This is a genomic window from Marivirga salinae (assembly GCF_030503855.1).
Classification (GTDB): domain Bacteria; phylum Bacteroidota; class Bacteroidia; order Cytophagales; family Cyclobacteriaceae; genus Marivirga; species Marivirga salinarum.
This window is the reverse complement of the sequence record NZ_CP129971.1, coordinates 1,259,953-1,279,250: the sequence shown is the minus strand read 5'-3', so window position 1 is coordinate 1,279,250 and position 19,298 is coordinate 1,259,953. Positions and strand designations below refer to the sequence as shown.

Here is a 19,298-nt window from a genome sequence, read left to right as displayed (position 1 = left end):
TGCATTCAGCTTAAAAAATATTCAAGAATATTTTTATCCCATGGTCGGTGCCGCACAGATCAAATTAATCTAAATGCCATCTTCTCTGCTTCTGGTCGGTGTTCCACCTACCGGGGTAGGGGGTGATATAGAAGAAATATTTTTAAATCCGTTCTCAAAAAATAAGAACATAAAAAAAGCCCAGCATATTCAAGTTACTGAGCTAATTCATTACCTATATCTTAATTTTATTAGAATTTATTCATTACTTTGTTTACCTCGGAATCAGGATTTGCACATTGTTCTCCTGGCTGCTTTCCGCAGAAACTGCAAGACTCTCCCTCCTTATTTAAGAAAGGACTTTGAGATGCACAAGTCCCTTTAAACTCTCCGTTTTTAATAAATATCAGTCTTACTGACATTAAAATAAAAAACGCTCCAATTAATCCGATTGCTAATAAAAAAGTAGTCATATTTTTAATTTTAAGGGCATTTCGTCAGCCCTGATAATCAATTCACAAATTTAACATTCTAATTTCATAACGCCTACAAAGAAAGCAAAGTTTCTTAAATTGCATTTTTCCCAAACAGTTAAAATCTAGAAATGAAAGAAGTGCAAAAATACCCAGATGCAAGAAGAGAAGAAAAACTGCAGGCCTTTGACAGATTACTCACAATCATGGATCAATTGCGAAATTTATGCCCATGGGATAAGAAGCAAACTATTGAAAGTATTCGTCACTTGACTATTGAAGAAACCTTTGAACTATCAGATGCGATTCTAGAAAATGATTTGGAAGAAATTAGAAAAGAATTGGGTGATATTATGCTCCATATGGTTTTTTATGCTCGTATGGCAGATGAGCAAAAAGCTTTCGATATGGCGGATGTGCTCAATGGAATTTCAGATAAATTGATCAACCGCCATCCTCACATTTATTCCGATGTAGAAGCCAATGATGAACAAGCAGTAAAAGAAAACTGGGAAAAAATAAAGCTAAAGGAAAAAGGCAATAAAACAGTTTTAGGAGGAGTTCCTAATTCATTGCCTGCATTGATTAAATCAATCCGAATTCAAGAGAAAGCAAGAGGTGTAGGTTTTGATTGGGATAAAAAAGAGCAGGTTTGGGGAAAAGTTGAGGAAGAAATTCAAGAATTTAAAACCGAAGAAGAAGCAGGCAATAAGGAAAAAGCCACAGAGGAATTTGGTGATTTAATGTTTAGCTTAATTAATTATGCCCGCTTTGCTGGAATCAACCCCGAAGAAGCCTTAGAAAAAACGAATAAAAAATTCATCAAAAGATTTAATTACTTAGAGTCAGAAAGCAAAAAAGAAGGCAAGCAAATTTCAGAAATGAGCCTAGAAGAAATGGATGTTTACTGGGAAAAGGCTAAAAAACTATAAATAGTCTGTTATTGAACCAATAAAGCTAGCACGAGCTTCCTAACTCGTGCTTAATCTGGCTTTTTGCTAACATTGGCACGAGTTGGAAAGGTCGCACAAGCGCAGTTCTGATGGAACTTTGGAAAAACTTTTGAGTATTTACGGAAAGAGTATAGAGGAAATTTACAACAGCTCACACTAGCGGAGGTTTAAAAGTGATCCAAACTTGAGCCGATTTTCAGAATATTCAATTTCTTAAGTTATAATTAAACCCATCCAACAGAATAATTTCATATTTAAACTCTAAAACAGTTAAAATTTTATTCTAAAACATTTTCATTTTTGTATATTTCCATAAATTTGAATTTTTATCAAACCAAATTATATGGATTTATCACTTATCTCATCAATTCAGGGATTATTTTCACCCTTATTGGCAGCTAATCTTGAAAGTACAGCTACAGCAGCCTCAGAAATCAACTTAGAAATTTTAACTGTAAATAATTTATGGATGATGCTCTGCATTGCATTAGTATTCATTATGCATTTAGGCTTTGCCTGTGTAGAGGCTGGATTCACTCAATCAAAAAACACAGTTAATATTCTTTTCAAAAACACACTAACCCCAGCAATAGGACTAGTTTCCTATACAATAATCGGCTTTAACCTAATGTATCCTGAATTTGCAGACGGCCCTGGTTGGTTTGATTTCAATGGATTCTTTTTGGATGATTTTGCAGGATTAGATTATAATCAAAATTATACCTATTGGACAGATTTCTTATTTCAAGCTATGTTTGCTGCAACAGCCGCAACTATAGTTTCTGGTGCAGTAGCAGAGAGAATAAAGATTTCAGCCTATTTCATTTTTACTATCATATTCGTAGGCTTCGTTTACCCTGCAATAGGGAGTTGGCAATGGGGAGGCGGTGCATTAGCTGCCATGGGTTTTTATGACTTTGCAGGATCGACTCTGGTTCATTCCGTTGGTGGATGGGGTGCTTTAGCTGGCATAATTGTTTTAGGCCCAAGAATCGGTAAATATGTAAATGGAAAAGTAATAGACAAAGAAGGATCAAGTGTTCCATTGGCAACCATTGGTGTATTTTTATTATGGTTCGGTTGGTTTGGATTTAATGGCGGCTCAGTCCTTTCAGCAGAGCCACAAGCTACTTCTTTAGTGATTATGAATACTTCACTTGCCGCAGCGGCTGGAGCTTTAGGTGGTTTTGTAATGGGCTATTTCACTTTTAAGAGACTAGATTTAGGAATGGTACTTAATGGAACCCTAGCTGGATTAGTTGGGATTACTGCTGGTGCGGATTTAATGACTCCTGGACTGTCGCTTTTAATAGGATTCATTGCTGGTAATTTAGTGGTACTTTCTGCAATTGGTTTGGATAAGTTGAAATTAGATGATGCCGTTGGTGCTGTTTCCGTCCACTTGACTTGTGGAATATTTGGAACTTTAGCTGTTGGCATATTTGGAGCAAAAGCCGGTTGGGAACAATTCATAAATCAATTAATTGGAGTGGCTGTATGCGGTGCTGCTGCTTTTGGATGTGCCATAATATTGTTTTATTTATTGAAGAAAACTATTGGATTGCGAGTTTCTAAAAAACATGAAGAGCAAGGATTAGACAGTCATGAACACGGTATTAGAGGATATACCATTACTTATGAGTAAAAAATGAACTTGCAATAAGGTCTAGTAAATTTAAAACTGGAATGCTAGCGCGAGCTAAGAAGCTCGCGCTTGTTTTTTTGCCTAAATACAAGATTAATATTGGTACGAGCTGGGAAGCTCGCACCAGCATTTCTTTTCCAAATTTTTAAAACTTTGGAAAAGTTATTATTCAGCCCCCAACAACTGCACGCATAATTGATTAGGGCCAGGATAAAGCTCGATAAACATGGAATCAACGGCCACATTTTTATCAATAGCAAACATTTTTAATTCTTGTAGCATATCATCTGGAGTTGGCATTGCTAAAACATTTGCTTCAATACATCCTTTCACGGAAGTAGATCTTTTAAAAGTCTTTATTTCCCAATCTTTAGGCATTTCATAAATCATTTCATCTCCTACTTCCACACCTATGAAATTATGAACTGCTCCTGTCTTATCATCTGCTTCACCATAATAAGCTATAGCAATTGCAGTAGCGGTAGCTTCTGATTCAACCAATTCCTTTGCTTGCATAAATAGCATTTGCAAACTATCCGATCCTATTTTACCCTGATATTCAGTACCCGCAATATGAACTAAAACATCTTCTTCAATAGATTTTTCAACTTCTTTAAATCCCCCTAAAATCGCATACGCAATTAAGGAAACAATAATAAGTGCTATAATTACAATTAATGTTTTCTTCATGGCTTGTTTTTGTAAATAATATATCGAAAGTAAGGAATTTTATAAAAGGAACTACAATTTGCAAGCAAATAACTTATTTATGCAAACGGTGGAAAACGAAAAAGGCACGCGTTTTTCAACACATGCCCATTTGGTTTTTTATCAATGAAAAGACTTAATTCTTACAAATTAAAAGCTTCTTTTACTTTATCTACATAATCCAATTTCTCCCATGTGAAAAGCTCTACTTCTTGTGAGAAAACATCGCCATTACTCGCATTGAAAGTTTTCTTTTCAGTTCTTGGCTCTCTTCCCATGTGCCCATAAGCAGCAGATTCGCTATACATTGGATTCCTTAATTTCAATCGGGTTTCGATCGCATACGGACGCATATCAAATATTTCAGAAACTTTTTTAGCAATTTCGCCATCCGTCATATCTACATTAGCACTTCCGTAAGTACTTACATAAATTCCCATAGGCTCTACAACACCAATAGCATAAGAAACTTGCACTAATATTTCATCAGCCACACCAGCTGCCACCAAGTTTTTGGCAATATGTCGAGTAGCATAAGCTGCAGATCTATCCACTTTTGATGGATCTTTTCCAGAAAAAGCACCACCACCGTGAGCTCCTTTTCCTCCATAAGTATCCACAATAATTTTTCTACCAGTCAAACCAGCATCTCCATGAGGACCACCAATCACAAACTTCCCGGTTGGGTTAATATGATATTTAATATCATCATTAAAAAGTTTTTGTAATTCCGGTTTTAATTGAGCTTTAACTCTAGGGATTAAAATATTGATGATGTCATTTTTGATTTTAGTTAACATCTTTTCATCATCATTATCAAAGCCATCATGTTGAGTGGAAACTACTATGGCCTCTATTCTTTGCGGAACATTATCATCCGAATACTCAATGGTTACCTGAGATTTCGAATCAGGTCTTAAATATTGAATATCATTATTTTCTCTTCTCAAGAGAGCTAGTTCCATCAAAATCTTATGAGAAAGATCTAATGCTAATGGCATGTAGTTTTCAGTTTCCTTGGTAGCATAGCCAAACATCATTCCTTGATCACCAGCTCCTTGCTCTTCAGGATTACCTCTATCAACACCTTGATTGATATCTTGAGATTGCTCGTGAATGGTAGAAATTACACCACAAGAATTCCCATCAAACATATATTCGCCCTTGGTATAACCGATTCTGTTGATTACATCTCTGGCTACTTGCTGCACATCCACATAAGAATTACTGCGAACCTCACCGCTCAAAACTGTCAAGCCAGTAGTAACCAGCGTTTCGCAGGCCACCTTCGATTGTGGATCAAAAGCTAAGAAATTATCTAATAATGCATCTGATATCTGATCGGCAACTTTATCCGGATGTCCTTCTGAAACCGACTCTGAGGTAAATAAATATGGCATAACGTTTTAATTTTTCAAGGGGCAAATTTAACAGACTATTTATAATAATTTTAATTTATTGGTGATAAATGTCAGCCATTTATCAATTCATACCAAATAGGAAAATACAAGGCACTTTATGCAATTCAGGCTTATTGTTTTTCCAATTCTGGATGGTATCAGTTTTAATCATTTCATCTTCTGAATTGATATTTTTTGCAATGCATAATTTCAATTGAGGAGCACACATTCTTAGGATATCTTCTACTAACTGATTGTTACGATAAGGTGTTTCCATAAAAATCTGAGTCTGTGCAGTTTTGAAAACAGTTTGTTCTAAATTTCGAATAGCCTGCGTTCTTTCCTTCTTATCAATGGGTAAGTATCCAGAAAAAGCAAAAGACTGACCGCTAAATCCTGAAGCCATTAATGCTAAAAATATGGAAGAAGGTCCCACCCAAGGTTGTACTTGAATATCATTTTCATGTGCATATGCTACTGCCCTTGCACCTGGATCTGCAATTCCTGGACAGCCAGCTTCTGACATTACACCAACGGATTTACCTTCAAAAAGAGGCTGCATTAATGCTGCGACATCAGTATCTGCCGTGTTTTTACTAAGTTCGTGAAAAGTAATTTCTGGAATGGGTTTGCTAATGTTCATAGCACTCAAACATCTTCTGGCAGTACGAAGATTCTCCACCAAATAATAATCTAATTTATTACATAAATTGACCAAATCAGAAGGTAAAGCCTTCGATTCTGTGTTGGACGCAATAACTGTAGGGATTAGATAAAGAACTCCTTTTTTCATCAATTTAATGTCTTAATAAGAATGGCTTGAAATTAAACACCTACATCCATTTTTTATATTTGAAAATTGCTAAGGTTACAACAGCCATTCCAACTATTAAAGACCAAAAATAGGCATATCCGTACTCCCATCTGAATTCAGGCACATTCTCAAAATTTATCCCGTAAACTCCCGCAATGAAAGTTAAGGGTATAAAAATAACAGAGAAAATTGTCAGGGTTTTCATCACCTGATTAAGCTTATTGCTAATGACTGATTGATATAAATCTCCCAAACTGGAAATAAAATCCCTATAAGTTTCTACAGAGTCAATGGCTTGAATGGTATGGTCGTAAACATCACGAATATATAAGCGAGTATGCTTCCTTATTAATTTAATTTCATCGCGTTCCAATTTGCTGATCACTTCTCTAAGCGGCCAAACAGATCTACGAATATGAATTAATTCCCGCTTAAGTGTATAGAGTAAATCAAAATCTCTTTTCTGACCTTGGAACATGATACGCTCCTCAATTTCTTCCAAAATATCCCCGAATTTTTCAAGCACAATAAAATAATGGTCAACCACTGTATCCACCAAGGCATAAAGCAGATAATCCAACCCCTCTTTTCTTATCCTTCCTTTGCCAGCTCTTAATCTGTTTCTAACGGCTTCAAAAGTATCTCCTTTTCTTTCTTGGAAAGTAATCAGCAAGTCTTTAGTCAACACGAAACTAACCTGCTCATTAAGGGTTTTATTATTCTTAGAATCAAATTGTAGCATTTTTAAAGCTACAAAAAGGTAGTTTTCAGTATCATCTATCTGTGGACGTTGCCCTACAGATAAAATATCTTCCATCGTAAGCGGATGAATCTGAAAAGCATCACAAATTTCTTTTACCTTTTCAGCATGATGGATGCCTTCAATGTTTATCCATTTGAAATTTCCATCCTGAGGTAAATTAATAACTTCTTCTATTGAGATATTATTTTTTTCCTCAAGGGTATTTTCACTGTAGGAAAAAAGGTCAATGTTAAAAGGAGTGTCTTTTCGGAAACCGGTATAAATCGCACTTCCGGGCGGAAGACCAGCAATTTTGGAACTTTCTCCGAACATTCCACGGATACCAGAATATAAATTAAGCGGCTCCTCTACAAGAAGCCGCTTAGGAATGTTTATTATTTTCTTTGTTAGTTTATCCATTCATGGAAATCAAAAACTCATCATTGTCCACAGTACCTTTCATTTTAGTTAATAAAAGTTCCATTGCTTCTCCTGAGTTCATGTCTGCCATGAATTTACGTAATATCCATACTCTTTGCAATTCTTCTTTGCTCATCAACAAGTCTTCTCTTCTTGTACCAGAAGCAGGAACATCAATTGCAGGATAAATACGCTTGTTAGCTAATTTTCTATCCAATACTAATTCCATATTACCAGTTCCTTTGAATTCTTCGAAGATCACTTCGTCCATTTTAGAACCAGTTTCAATTAAGGCAGTAGCCAAAATTGTTAATGAACCACCATTTTCTAAATTTCTGGCAGCACCAAAAAATCTTTTTGGCTTGTGTAATGCATTAGCATCCACACCACCCGATAAAATCTTACCTGATGAAGGAACCACTGTATTGTAAGCACGAGCTAAACGAGTAATAGAATCCAATAGAATCACTACATCATGGCCACATTCCACCATTCTTTTGGCTTTTTCCAAAACCATGCTAGCCACTTTCACGTGACGGTCTGCTTGCTCATCAAAAGTAGAACTTACTACTTCTGCTTTTACAGAACGTGCCATATCCGTTACCTCTTCAGGACGTTCATCGATTAATAAAATCAATAAATAAGCTTCCGGATGATTTTCAGCCATGGCGTTTGCCACTTCTTTTAATAGCTCCGTTTTACCTGTTTTAGGCTGAGCTACAATCATCCCTCTTTGTCCTTTACCAATTGGAGCAAAAAGATCTAAAATACGAGTGGAATATTTATTAGGCTTGGTACTTAAATTGAATTTTTCTTCAGGGAATAGAGGAGTTAAGTATTCAAAAGGAACTCTATCTCTTATTTCTTCAGTCGTTTTTCCATTTACGGAAGAAACTCTTAATAAAGCGAAATATTTTTCACCTTCTTTTGGAGGTCTTATTTGACCTTTTACCGTATCACCAGTTTTTAAACCAAATAATTTGATTTGAGATGGAGAAACATAAATATCATCAGGACTTGCTAAGTAGTTGTAATCAGAAGAACGCAAGAAACCGTATCCGTCTTGCATCATTTCCAATACACCTTCATTTTCTATTATACCATCAAAATCTTTGATATCTGCTTTCTTAGGTCGGTTATCAGCTCTTTCAGGTCTAGGAGGTCTATCACCTTTGTCATTAGAACGCTCAGCTCTTTCTGGTCTAGGTCTTTTATCTTTTGGAGCCGGACGTGGTTTGCGTTCTTGCTTATCGTCTGCTTCAGCTTGAGGTTTGGCAGTCGCTTCTTCAGCTTTTTTCTCTGGCTTAGCTTCAGGTTTTTCTTCCTTTTTAGGAGCTTTAGATTGAACTTTTTCCTCCTTTTTTTCAGGAGCTTTAGCTTTTGGAGCTGATTCTTTCTTTGCTGAAGGTGCTGATTTAGGAGTCGATTTTTCTTCTTCCTTTTTTGGTAAGTCACTTTCGGGTAAAAGTGCTTGTTGATCCAAAATTTTGTAAATCAGTTCTTTTTTCGGCAATTTCTTGTACTGAGATACTCCCAGTTTTTCCGCTATTTCCTTAAGTTCAGAAAGTAGCTTTAAGTTTAATTCTTCAATGTTATACATAAAGGGACTTTTACTTTTTCAGGATTTGAGACCCTGATTTTTTGGTATGATAAATTTGATATTATGTTTTTGGATTTTTATTGAATGAGACATTTGAATTTTGCCCCGTTTCTTTTTAGATACCACAATGATATGCTAAGCTTTTTTAATTGTCAAGCAATTTAAGAAATATAAAATAGAAATTGGCATTTAAGATAGCTTTCTGTTTAGAATACGGTTAAAAATAGCTTATTTTGCCAAAAATTCTGAAAAATGTTACAAGTTGCAAATTTGCGTGAAAGTAAAGCCAAAGCAGTCAAAGGCTTATTAAAAAGAAATATTGAAAATGCTGAATCTCTAATCGATGGCGTAATTGCTCTTGATGATAGAAGAAAAGCATTGCAAACTGAACTGGATTCAGTTTTGGCAGAATCAAACCAAATTTCCAAAAGCATTGGCATTTTGATGAAAGAAGGAAAGAAGGAAGAAGCAGAGGAAGTAAAAGCCAAAACTGCTGAACTCAAGCAACGCAGTAAAATTTTGCAGGAAGAATCTCAAGAGATTGAAAAAGAATTGACAGACAGTCTCTATCAAATTCCTAATATTCCCCAAGAGGACGTTAAAAAAGGAAAAGGCGAAGATGATAATGAAATCCTATCTGAGCACGGTGAAAAGCCTGAATTATATGCTGGCAAAAAACCACATTGGGATCTGATTAAAGAGTATGACATCATTGATTTTGATTTAGGAATTAAAATCACGGGTGCAGGATTTCCTGTTTATAAAGGCAAAGGAGCAAGAATGCAGCGTGCTTTATTGAATTTCTTTTTAGACGAAGCAGAAAAACAAGGATTCAAAGAAATTCAACCACCTGTTTTAGTAAATGAAGCTTCAGGGATAGGGACTGGACAATTACCAGATAAAGAAGGTCAGATGTATCACATAGAAGATACAGACTTATACTTGATTCCTACCGCTGAAGTACCTATTACCAATCTTTTAAGAGATGAAATTATCGATGAAGAGGATTTGCCTATCAAATTGACTGCCTATACGCCTTGTTTCAGAAAAGAAGCAGGCTCTTGGGGAGCACATGTTAGAGGGTTGAATCGTTTGCATCAATTTGATAAAGTAGAGATAGTGCAAGTTCTGCATCCTGATAAATCTTATCAGGCATTGGAGGAAATGAGCAGTTATATTCAAAGCTTACTGACTAAATTAGAATTGCCTTACCGTGTATTAAGGTTATGTGGTGGTGATTTAGGTTTTACTTCTGCCTTAACTTATGATATGGAAGTTTGGTCTGCAGCACAAGAAAAATGGCTAGAAGTGAGCTCTGTTTCTAATTTTGAAACTTACCAATCCAACCGTTTGAAATTGCGCTATAAAGATGCGGATAAGAAAAAGCACTTATTGCATACTTTAAATGGCAGTGCGTTAGCTTTCCCAAGAATCTTAGCAGCGATTTTGGAAAATAATCAAACCGAAAAAGGGATTAGAGTGCCTAAAGCATTGCAATCTTATACTGGTTTTGAATGGATTGATTAAATACAAGTAAAAAATCCATCCAAACCTGTCAGGTTTCAATTGCTAATTTCTTTTCAAGATCTTTTTAGATACTAGAAATTGAGTAAACCTGGCAGGTTTTTTTTTATCTACCTAAATGGAGGACTAATCCTTCTAAGAAAACCCCGAATTCCCAAAACTTTCAGGACACTTATCGTATTAATTAAGATATTGAATACAACTCAAGATATTAACTAGATGCAAAATATAGATGTATTAATAATTGGTGCTGGCCCCATAGGTTTGGCTTGTGGAATAAAAGCGGAATCTGAAGGCTTATCTTATCTAATTGTGGACAAAGGTACTTTGGTAAACTCCTTGTACAATTATCCATACGGAATGACTTTCTTTAGTACTTCCGATAAACTAGAAATTGGAGGTGTGCCATTTATCTCGCATAACCCGAAGCCAACAAGAATGGAAGCTTTGGAATATTACAGAAGAGTGGCCAGCTCACATAAGCTCAATACTTCTCTTTATAATCCTGTAAAAAAAGTAGAGAAAAATGAAAATGGATTTAAGGTAAGTTCTGAAAAATTCGACTTACAGGCTGAGAACATTATTGTGGCAACAGGATTTTATGATTTACCACATAAGCTGGGAATACCTGGAGAAGATTTGCCTAAGGTAACTCACTATTATAAAGAAGCTCATCCTTATTATGATATGAATTTGGCTATTGTTGGAGCTGCTAATTCTGCAGTTGATGCTGCTTTGGAATGCTTCAGAAAAGGTGCAAAAGAAGTAACTATGGTAATTCGGGAAGAAGAAATCCGTAAAACGGTGAAATATTGGGTGAAGCCTGATATCGAAAATAGAATTAAAGAGGGCAGTATAAAAGCGTATTTCGAAAGTGAAATTACCGCTATAAGAGAAAATGAAATAGACATCAAAACGCCTGAAGGTAATATCACCATTGAAAATGATTTTGTATTAGCCATGACGGGCTATGAACCAAACTATGATTTCTTAAGCAATATGGGTGTCAAAAAAATTGAAGAACCGCCTTTTGCTCCAGTTTATGATGCTCAAAGCATGGAAACCAATGTGGAAGGGATTTATTTAGCCGGTGTGATTTGTGGTGGAATGGAAACTAATAAGTGGTTTATTGAGAATAGCCGAGTTCATGCTGATATGATTATGACACATATTAAGAGTAAGCGTATGATTGAGAATTAAGCCACAATTTCAATTCACTTTAAAAATTATATCACAATATTATTTGTTATATAACTAAAGCAATTACTTTAGTGGCTGAATGAAAATCCTTTACATCCATCAATATTTCAAAACGCCTGATGAAGGGGGAGCAAATCGCTCCTACTTTATGGCTCAGGCTTTAAAGGCTAAAGGCCATGAGGTAGAAATGCTGACCACTCATAATGAGAAAAAGGCTATTTCCAGAACAGTGGATGGATTAAAAGTACATTATTTACCAGTTCAATATGAAAACCAATTCGGTTTCTTAAAAAGAATAAAAGCTTTCTTGAATTTTATCATGCTTTCCAAAAGCTTTATAAGAAAGCACAATGACTATGATAAGATAATCGTAACAAGCACTCCGCTTACCGTAGGTTTTATAGCCTTATGGGTACAAAAGAAATTTAACATACCTTATATTTTTGAAGTACGCGATTTATGGCCTGAAGCTCCCATTCAAATGGGAGCAATTAAAAATCCATTATTAAAAATCTGGTTAGAAAAGCAGGAATTAAAATTTTACAAAAATGCTGAAAGAGTTATTGCCCTCTCACCTGGCATGCGTAATCATATTGAGAAAAAAGCTCCAGAAGTAAAAGTAGACTTGATCCCAAATGTTGCAGATTGCGATTTTTTTGAGCGAGTAGAAGAAAAAGATGAGGATTTGGTCTTACAATATGGAGTAAAAAATAAATTTGTAGTAAGCTATTTTGGTGCAGTAGGACCTGTAAATGACTTGATGAGCCTAATTAAATGTGCTGAATTAAGCATGCATTTACCAATTCGCTTTTTGATTATGGGAGAAGGATCAAGCTTGCCTGATGTAAAAAATTATGTAGCTAAGAATCAGTTGAAAAACGTCTTCTTCATTCCTTATGGCACTAAAGATGATGTGAAAGATGTTATGAATGTTACGGATGCTTGTTATGTTTCCTTTCTTCATAAACCTGTTTTAAGGACAAATTCACCCAATAAATTCTTCGATGCCATTGCCTCGGGTAAATTGATTATCACGAACATCCAAGGCTGGATTAGAGGTCTAGTGGAAAAACGCCACATAGGCTTTTTCGCTGATTCAGATTTCCCAGCTGAGTTTGGAGAAAAAATAAAGCCTTTTATTGATTCCCCAGAATTATTGATGAAATATCAAAAAGCATCTAGAGATACGGCAGAACAGTTTTTCAGTAGAAATGAACTAAGCCATCATTTCGTACAGGCAATTGAAGGAAAAAATTATCAACATGAAGCTGAAATTCGTTCAATCTTTAGTTTGAGTGCCTAGTCAGTACTTATTTAAACTTTCAATTATCAAATCATGCAATTCATCAAAAGCTTCTAAGCTTAAATCTTCTCCATTATCATAAACATCATGATAAGCTTGCTTTCCGCCTAAGGTGTAAATAAAGACTGCTGGAATTCCAATTTGATCAAATAAACAATGGTCGCTATTGCAGGCTTCTCCCCTAGCTTTAATCTTGGTTATTCTATCGTTATTTAGTTTTTGAAGCAATTCAAAATAGCGGTTATGCTTTTTGGAATTCACAACTGTAATTCCTTCTTCTCCTGTTCCTACCATATCTAAATTAACTAACATTTTGATTTTTCTTAGATCAAATGGCGGGTTTTCAATGAAATAATAACTGCCCAACAAGCCTATTTCCTCTGCAGTGGTGAAAAGAAAGTAGGTATCCAATTTTGGTTGATTTTCTCCATAATATTTTGCCAATGCTAAGAGCATTGCAACTCCTGATGCATTATCATTTGCACCTCTAAAAATAGCACTTCCCATTTGGCCAATATGATCATAGTGGGCGGAAAGCAAGATGACTGAATCGCTCCTTTCACCTTCAATCTTGCCAATTACATTAGAAGAATTGAAATTTGATACAAATTTGGCTTCATTTGTCGCTCTAATTTCTGCTCCACTTTTCAAATGATCTTTCACATATAAAACACTATTATTCGATTGCTTTGAAGATGGAAACCAGCTCCATTTAGCACTATCTTGAATGATTAGTAAATTACCAGAAGCCTTTAAATCAAACAAAAAAGATTGAGTTATGTCCTCAATTTCTTTAGCATTATTCGCGGTTTTCTCAATGTAAAAAATCTTATTTTTAGCTTTCCTAGAAAATTTAAAACCAATGGAGATTTCCTCGATTTGTCCTTTAATATCAATTGATGCTGAAGCTGAATGAAAAAGAAAATCTTTCCCCGCCCCATAAATTTTAATGGCATTTTGATTTTCTACTGAAAACTGAGCGCTTCCAGGAAAAGTATTGACAGGATATGTCAATTCCTGCCTAAAATTGTTATCTCCACCAGCTTTCAAATCATATTCCTGTAATTTCTTTATGATATAATTTGATGCTTTTTCTTGACCATTTTGAGTAAATCCCCTACCTCCTAATGAATCAGAAGTCAAAATTGAAAGATGTTCTCTAGCTAAATCACTTTGGCTAGAGCCAATAGAAATGTTACTGAGAAAGAATAGAATAAAAAGATATCGCATTAATTACAGCTTAATTCAAAATTTAATTTCGGGCGAATATCCATTTTTTCTGCCTTATTTAAAATATTGCAAGCTTCCTTTTTATTACCCAGCTGAAAATAACACTCAATTAAATACTGATATCCTAATTCTTTTTCCGGTTTAAAAAAGGTAACCCATTCCAATAATTTAGATGCTTGTTTGTAGTCTCCCTGTTCAAATAAAATTTCTGCAGCATTGAAATAAATTGATTTATAACTTTCTGGAGTTCTTTCTGCAGAAACTAATAAGCGATAAGCATTACCATATACACTCTTAAATTCTGCCAATATACTTTTCAACCCCATTTGATAATATTGCATGGCCACTTCATAATCATTTAATTCTTCTTTATAAATTTCGGCTATCAGCGATATCATTCTCATTCGCTTATAGTTATTATTCATCAACCTATTTAAGATAAATACTGCTTTGTTGGGCTCATTCAAATTTCTATAACAAACCGCTAATCTATATTGCATATCAGGGTTTTGACTTTGACTATATTCCATAAAGAATAAATAACCCCAAAGTGCATCTTGAAAAGCTTTATTTTTATAATCAATATCGGCTTGGTCTCTGCGGAAATTTAAATAATCAATTTCGTATCTTTTAATTGGAACATAATCACTATTAATGGATTTGATGTTATCAACAAAATTCAATGCTGCTTGAGTTTTTCCAGAATAATATAGGCTGTCAGCATGTTGAACCTTCTGTTCGAATTGGCTAATCATATTTTGAAGCTTCCTCTCCTGAATAAATTCATAAATAGCCACACCTACATAAACTAGAATGGCAATGGATGCTACCATTCCTAAAGCATAATATGTAGCTTTCCTTTCTGTACTAGCATCTTTAGTGGGTTTATAAACCGGTGGCCTGTAAGTGTAGTTCTGATACGGATTTCGATAGGCTCTTTGCTTATTCTCCTGTGCACGGATACTTGCCCTTTTTGCATTAAGACGCATTTGAGCTAATTTCACATCATATTGCCGTCTTAAATCATGATTGCTTAGTACCGTATAAGCAGTAGAAATCAATTTGAATTTCTCTTCAGCAGCTGGTGATGGATTAATATCAGGATGGTAAGCTTTTGCTAGCTTTTTATAGGCAGACTTTATCTCTGATAAAGTTGCCATTTCACTTAAACCTAATATTTGGTAATAATTTTCCATGCAAGAGAAAAAAAATGAACAATTCTTAAACAAACATAACAATTATTTATTGCTATTTTAGTTCCAATAAATGTAGAAACAATGGCTTATTTCAGTAGTGATTTTGTAAAGTTTTTTGAAGAACTGGAGAAAAACAACCATAAAGAGTGGTTTGACGAGAATAGAAAAAGATATGAAAAGGAAATTAAAAACCCTTTCAAAGCATTTGTAAGTGAATTAATTCTTGCCATTCAGAAGTTTGATCCTGAAATCATGATCAAACCTAAAGATGCCATTTTCCGCATCAATAGAGACATACGATTTTCCAAAAATAAACAGCCCTATAAAAATAATGTGGCAGCCTATATCTCCCGAATTTCTAAAAAAGAGCAATTTGCAGGATATTATGTTCATTTGGATGCAGAAGGAATATGGCTAGGTGGAGGATTATATGATCTTTCTACAGAAAATATTTATAAGGTAAGGCAAGAGATTCTTTATAATGAAAAGGATTTAGATGAAGCATTAAATTCAAATGGTTTTAAAAAAGAATTTGGCGAACTGCAAGGAAACAAAAACAAAATACTAAAACCTCCTTTTAAAGAATTTGGTGAAGAGATTCCTATCTTATACCAAAAACAATTTTATTTTATGAAACGCTACCCAGCTAGTAAAATCACATCTGATAAGTTGGTGGAATTTTGTGTAGAGAAACTTGAGAAAGCTTATCCTGTAAATAAATTTTTACGCTTAGCAGTTGAAAATGTGGAATAAAAAAAGGGACCCTTTTGAGATCCCTTTTAAACTAATTTTAACTAAAAAATGCATTAGGCTGATGCTTTAGATTTTTTAGTTTCTTTCATTGCAATGCTATATACTACCAAACCGAAACCGATTTTATTAACAGCATCACCTATGTTGTAAATTAAATCCATATCTTGAGGCCTTAATAAACCTGCTCCATCAGCACCAAGCCAACCACCTGGCATTGCCATATATCCAATTGGATAAATAGCCCATCCAACTAATACAAACCACGCTAAAGCTTTAATTCCTTTTTGCACAGATTCATTACCGCTTGATTTAGCCAATTGCGCAGCTTCACCAAACCAAGCTGAATACAAGATATAGACATATCCGACAGTAGAAATTACTCCCCAAGTAACAGAGTGAGTCATAGATCCGTCAGTGAAGGCTTCACCGATATAACCTGCTACTAACATAACTAATGAGAAGAAAATCAATTTCCACATAAAGCTCTGCTTCGCGCCTGCTGGTCTTAACAATAAATAAAATTCTACACACATTAATGGAACTGTCAAAGTCCAATCGATGTAACGTAATACAGTTGGATTCATACCAGTAGCAGCATAATAATCACGCATATAGTAGTAATGAACTGCTGCAATCATAGTAATTAAACCTGATACTAAAAGTGAAGTTTTCCACTTACCGTCAACTTGCTGTCTTTCGAAAAAGAAAAAGACAGAAGCTGCAAACATTGCCATGTAGCCTGTAAAAAAGGTAAATGCTACTGGATCATCTGATTTGATGTCAATGACATCCGCTAGAAATAGTGTTTCCATAGTGTTTAATATTTAGTTACAAAAGATAAACACTAATTGATTAAAAAGGTTTAGAATGCCATTTATTGTTTAATAATTTATTATTTATGTTTAACATACGTTTCAATTAACTTTAAAAGATTAAACAAATATTTGGTTCTCAACCAATTAAGCGAGTAAAAATTTATAAAAGATTATATCGGAAAACATACCAGTTAAAAAGCTTATATTTTTTACTTTTGTGGTCAGATGGAAAACAGGATGGATCAATTAAAACACATCGCCATAGCCGGAAATATTGGTGCCGGTAAAACCACTTTAGCTAAAAAATTATCTCATCATTATGGCTGGAGGACTGAATTTGAGGCTGTTGAAGACAATCCTTACCTAGTAGATTTTTATAGTGACATGAAGCAATGGGCTTTCCATCTACAAGTATATTTTTTAAACAGTCGCCTTCAGCAAGTTAAAAGAATCAGAGAAAGTGAACACACTGTGGTTCAAGATCGATCCATATATGAAGATTGCTATGTCTTTGCCAAAAATCTTCATGAATCAGGGAATATGTCTGACCGCGATTACCATAATTACTTGGAGTTATTCGATTCAATGGCTTCAGTCATTACTCCTCCTGATTTACTTATTTATTTGCGAGCTGATATCCCAAAATTGGTTGGGCAAATTGAAAAAAGAGGCAGGGATTATGAAGAAACCATCAGGATTGATTACCTAAAAAACTTAAACAAGCATTACGAAGCTTGGGTGAAGCAATACGACATTGGAAAATTGGTGATAATTGATGTCAACCAATTAGATTACTTAAACAATGTTGAAGATTTTGCTTTAATCGTAAGTAAAATAGATACGGAAGTTCATGGCCTTTTTTCTAATCAATAAATTTTAAAACTCATGTAGCCTCCACTATTTTTAATACCTTTAAGGATTAACTCAATTGTAATTATTACTTTTTTTTATATGTTGAAAATAGGAATTATTCGCGAGGATAAAATACCAGTAGATAAACGTTCACCATTAACTCCAGCTCAATGCCAAATGGTGGCAAGCCAATTTGAGGTAGATGTTAAAGTTCAAAAAAGTGATGTAAGGATCTTTCGACCAGATGAATACTCACAACACGGAATTGAAATGGTGGATGACATTAGTGATAACGACATTCTTTTGGGAGTTAAGGAAGTTCCGATGGAAAAATTAATACCTGAAAAAACGTATTTTTTCTTTTCTCATACCATTAAAGAACAAGAATATAATAGAGATCTTTTACAAACCATCCTGGAGAAAAAGATTAAGCTAGTGGATTATGAATGTTTATTAGATCCTCAAACCAATCAAAGAATTGTAGCTTTTGGTCGCTTTGCAGGAATTGTAGGCGCTTATAATACTATCTGGACATTCGGTCAGCGATATAATCTTTTCCACATCAGGCGGGCTCATGAGTGTTATGATTTGGCTGATATGAAAACCGAATTTGGAAAAGTGGAGTTACCCGCTATCAAAATTGCTATTACAGGCGGAGGAAGAGTAGCAAAAGGCGCTATGGAAGTTATGTATGGAATGGATATTCTGCAGGTTTCACCATATGAGTTTTTGAATGAAAGATTTGACCGACCTGTTTTCACGCAATTGAGCAGCCACACTTATCATCGGAAAAAAGACGGTGGTCCATTTAATAGAGATGAATTCTATGAAAACCCAGGGCTTTATGAAGGGGATTTTCTTAAATATACGAAAGTTGCAGATATGTTAATTGCGGGTGCTTTTTGGGATCCTCGTGCTCCAGTTCTTTTTACAAAGGAAGATGCCATGCGTCCTGAGTTTAAAACAAGAATAATAGGAGATATAACCTGTGATATTGAGGGCTCTATTCCAAGCACTAAAAAACCAGCTACAGTGGATGAACCTGTGTATGATTATGACCCTACCACTGATACAATTCAACCAGAATTCAGTGAAGAAAGTAATATTACCGTTATGGCAGTCGATAATTTACCGTGTGAGCTTCCAAGAGATGCTTCTGAAAGCTTCGGTCAGGAAATGATCGAAAACGTTTTGCCGCACCTGCTTGGCGATGATAAAGAGGACGTGATCAAAAATGCGACTATTACTGAAAATGGTAAATTGACAGAAAGATTTAGCTATTTACAAAGTTTTGTGGATGGAGAGTAAAGGATTAACTTCCTTTACTTATTTCTCATTCTTAATAAAAGCAGTTTTAATAATTTCACCACTTGAAATGTTTTCTACACAAAAACATTCTTTCTCGTCCCAATGGATTTCTTTCACATCATTTTGAAATGCAGTTGCATCTTCTAAACTGAAATCTCTTATGAGATCTTCCTTGCTTGCTGCTTCAAAATTTTTAGTGGATTCATCTTTGTAAACAATTGTAAAAGTTGGCATAAGCATCTTAATATATTTCTAATTAATAGATGCTTTGTTTAAACCTATTGTTTGGCATTTTTCAATTAATATGGAGTCTATTCCACAAACCTTTATTTTACTTCGATCAATACTGAATGAAAAAAGTTTAATTCTCTTTTTTACCAATA

Annotated in this window: 18 protein-coding genes; 8 read left to right on the top strand and 10 right to left on the bottom strand. The window is 34.8% G+C overall.

The genetic code is table 11. From position 1 onward, the window contains the following. Positions 1 to 230: 230 nt before the first annotated feature. The gene (locus QYS49_RS05505; RefSeq protein ID WP_308350711.1) at positions 231 to 452 is read right to left on the bottom strand and encodes a hypothetical protein; all 222 of its coding nucleotides are present in this window, start codon (positions 450 to 452) and stop codon (positions 231 to 233) included. A gap of 131 nt (positions 453 to 583) precedes the next feature. On the opposite strand from QYS49_RS05505, the gene mazG reads away from it, so the two are divergent. Then, positions 584 to 1,384, top strand: coding sequence for a nucleoside triphosphate pyrophosphohydrolase (mazG, locus tag QYS49_RS05500; RefSeq protein ID WP_308350710.1), 801 nt, complete (start codon positions 584 to 586; stop codon positions 1,382 to 1,384). A 364-nt stretch (positions 1,385 to 1,748) separates the two neighbouring features. After that, positions 1,749 to 3,050: an ammonium transporter gene (locus tag QYS49_RS05495; RefSeq protein ID WP_308350709.1), complete on the top strand. Its 1,302-nt coding sequence runs from the start codon at positions 1,749 to 1,751 to the stop codon at positions 3,048 to 3,050. A 165-nt stretch (positions 3,051 to 3,215) separates the two neighbouring features. On the opposite strand, the gene QYS49_RS05490 is transcribed toward QYS49_RS05495, so the two are convergent. The 5 genes from QYS49_RS05490 to rho all read right to left on the bottom strand — a co-directional run bounded on the left by QYS49_RS05490 (position 3,216) and on the right by rho (position 8,734). Beyond that, entirely contained in the window at positions 3,216 to 3,740 is a 525-nt protein-coding gene (locus QYS49_RS05490) for a hypothetical protein (protein WP_308350708.1), read from the bottom strand. A gap of 161 nt (positions 3,741 to 3,901) precedes the next feature. Further along, entirely contained in the window at positions 3,902 to 5,158 is a 1,257-nt protein-coding gene (gene metK / locus QYS49_RS05485) for a methionine adenosyltransferase (protein WP_308350707.1), read from the bottom strand. A gap of 82 nt (positions 5,159 to 5,240) precedes the next feature. Then, on the bottom strand, positions 5,241 to 5,951 hold the full coding sequence (locus QYS49_RS05480) for an SAM-dependent methyltransferase (protein WP_308350706.1): 711 nt from the start codon (positions 5,949 to 5,951) through the stop codon (positions 5,241 to 5,243). A gap of 40 nt (positions 5,952 to 5,991) precedes the next feature. Further along, entirely contained in the window at positions 5,992 to 7,134 is a 1,143-nt protein-coding gene (gene corA / locus QYS49_RS05475; RefSeq protein ID WP_308350705.1) for a magnesium/cobalt transporter CorA, read from the bottom strand. Next, entirely contained in the window at positions 7,127 to 8,734 is a 1,608-nt protein-coding gene (gene rho, locus QYS49_RS05470) for a transcription termination factor Rho (RefSeq protein WP_308350704.1), read from the bottom strand. Before rho ends, corA begins: the two co-directional genes overlap by 8 nt. 252 nt (positions 8,735 to 8,986) lie before the next feature. On the opposite strand from rho, the gene serS reads away from it, so the two are divergent. The 3 genes from serS to QYS49_RS05455 all read left to right on the top strand — a co-directional run bounded on the left by serS (position 8,987) and on the right by QYS49_RS05455 (position 12,761). Then, positions 8,987 to 10,261, top strand: coding sequence for a serine--tRNA ligase (gene serS, locus QYS49_RS05465; RefSeq protein WP_308350703.1), 1,275 nt, complete (start codon positions 8,987 to 8,989; stop codon positions 10,259 to 10,261). 216 nt (positions 10,262 to 10,477) lie between these two features. Continuing rightward, positions 10,478 to 11,458 carry a YpdA family putative bacillithiol disulfide reductase gene (locus QYS49_RS05460; RefSeq protein WP_308350702.1) on the top strand — a complete coding sequence of 327 codons (981 nt, stop codon included), beginning with the start codon at positions 10,478 to 10,480 and terminating at the stop codon, positions 11,456 to 11,458. Between the two features lie 79 nt (positions 11,459 to 11,537). Then, positions 11,538 to 12,761 (top strand): glycosyltransferase family 4 protein, encoded by a 1,224-nt coding sequence (locus QYS49_RS05455; RefSeq protein ID WP_308350701.1) that lies wholly within the window; start codon positions 11,538 to 11,540, stop codon positions 12,759 to 12,761. On the opposite strand, the gene QYS49_RS05450 is transcribed toward QYS49_RS05455, so the two are convergent. Next, positions 12,762 to 13,991, bottom strand: coding sequence for a M28 family metallopeptidase (locus QYS49_RS05450; protein ID WP_308350700.1), 1,230 nt, complete (start codon positions 13,989 to 13,991; stop codon positions 12,762 to 12,764). Next, the gene (locus QYS49_RS05445; RefSeq protein ID WP_308350699.1) at positions 13,991 to 15,187 is read right to left on the bottom strand and encodes a J domain-containing protein; all 1,197 of its coding nucleotides are present in this window, start codon (positions 15,185 to 15,187) and stop codon (positions 13,991 to 13,993) included. Before QYS49_RS05445 ends, QYS49_RS05450 begins: the two co-directional genes overlap by 1 nt. An 81-nt stretch (positions 15,188 to 15,268) precedes the next feature. On the opposite strand from QYS49_RS05445, the gene QYS49_RS05440 reads away from it, so the two are divergent. Beyond that, on the top strand, positions 15,269 to 15,940 hold the full coding sequence (locus QYS49_RS05440; protein WP_308350698.1) for a DUF2461 domain-containing protein: 672 nt from the start codon (positions 15,269 to 15,271) through the stop codon (positions 15,938 to 15,940). 53 nt (positions 15,941 to 15,993) lie between these two features. Here QYS49_RS05440 and QYS49_RS05435 read toward each other — a convergent pair whose 3' ends face one another. Further along, on the bottom strand, positions 15,994 to 16,752 hold the full coding sequence (locus QYS49_RS05435) for a bacteriorhodopsin-like (protein WP_308350697.1): 759 nt from the start codon (positions 16,750 to 16,752) through the stop codon (positions 15,994 to 15,996). 240 nt (positions 16,753 to 16,992) lie between these two features. On the opposite strand from QYS49_RS05435, the gene QYS49_RS05430 reads away from it, so the two are divergent. After that, entirely contained in the window at positions 16,993 to 17,628 is a 636-nt protein-coding gene (locus QYS49_RS05430; RefSeq protein ID WP_308350696.1) for a deoxynucleoside kinase, read from the top strand. 78 nt (positions 17,629 to 17,706) lie between these two features. Next, on the top strand, positions 17,707 to 18,915 hold the full coding sequence (locus QYS49_RS05425; RefSeq protein WP_308350695.1) for an NAD(P)-dependent oxidoreductase: 1,209 nt from the start codon (positions 17,707 to 17,709) through the stop codon (positions 18,913 to 18,915). Positions 18,916 to 18,933: 18 nt separating this feature from the next. Here the strand turns inward: QYS49_RS05425 and QYS49_RS05420 are convergent, their stop codons facing one another. After that, on the bottom strand, positions 18,934 to 19,149 hold the full coding sequence (locus QYS49_RS05420; RefSeq protein WP_308350694.1) for a hypothetical protein: 216 nt from the start codon (positions 19,147 to 19,149) through the stop codon (positions 18,934 to 18,936). Between the last annotated feature and the right edge of the window lie 149 nt (positions 19,150 to 19,298).